Source organism: Neobacillus drentensis (assembly GCF_036965245.1).
GTDB classification, from domain to species: Bacteria; Bacillota; Bacilli; order Bacillales; family Cytobacillaceae; genus Neobacillus; species Neobacillus drentensis_G.
The window spans coordinates 9,467-10,174 of record NZ_JBALPG010000167.1 but is presented as its reverse complement, the minus strand read 5'-3'; the positions used below and the strand labels follow the sequence as shown (position 1 = coordinate 10,174).

At 36.9% G+C, this 708-nt stretch carries 1 protein-coding gene; it reads right to left on the bottom strand.

The window, feature by feature from the left end:
• Window positions 1-48 precede the first annotated feature (48 nt).
• Window positions 49-552: a GNAT family N-acetyltransferase gene (locus tag V7150_RS24020; protein WP_335523270.1), complete on the bottom strand. Its 504-nt coding sequence runs from the start codon at window positions 550-552 to the stop codon at window positions 49-51.
• Window positions 553-708: the final 156 nt, after the last annotated feature.

The following is a 708-nucleotide window of genomic DNA, read 5'->3' as shown; positions in this document are numbered from 1 at the left end:
AAATAAAGCAGTAATTGTTTAAACAACATCACTGCTTTATTTAAGTGGTTAAACTATTTTTTTGCCAAGGATAAGCAAGTCTCTTTCAATTCCATCCAGTTCTGCAACATTTGGCAGGTGTGCCCACTTTTCAAAACCAAAGCTATTAAAAAGTTTAATACTTGGTTGATTATGACCAAAAATAAAACCAAGAAGAGTCTTGATTTCAAGCTTTGGACAGGCATCGATCGCCTTTTGAATGAGAAATTTCCCTAGCTTCTTGCCGCGGAAATTTTGATCAATATAGATGCTGATTTCTGCTGTGTTATTATATGCAGGTCTGCCATAAAATGATTGAAAGCTTACCCACCCGCAAATCCTGTCGTTCATCTCTAAAACCCATAATGGACGAAAAGCAGGAGAATGTTCGTTGAACCATTGCATCCGGCTTTCTACTGAAACTGGCTCTAAATCAGCTGTTACCAATCTCCCGGGAATGGTTGAATTGTAAATGTCTACTATGGCTGGTAAATCATTTATTTCTGCATTTCTAATTGTGAAATCTTCAAACATAGTCCTACCAACTCCCGTAAATAATTATGTATTTAGATTTTATAATATAGGTAGGAAGGTTCAAATTCAATAAGAAGTTAAGTTGGAATATAAAAGCACAAGCGTCCGTTTAGCAAATTTGGCTCGCTACAGGGCGGTCCTCGAAAAAGCTAACGC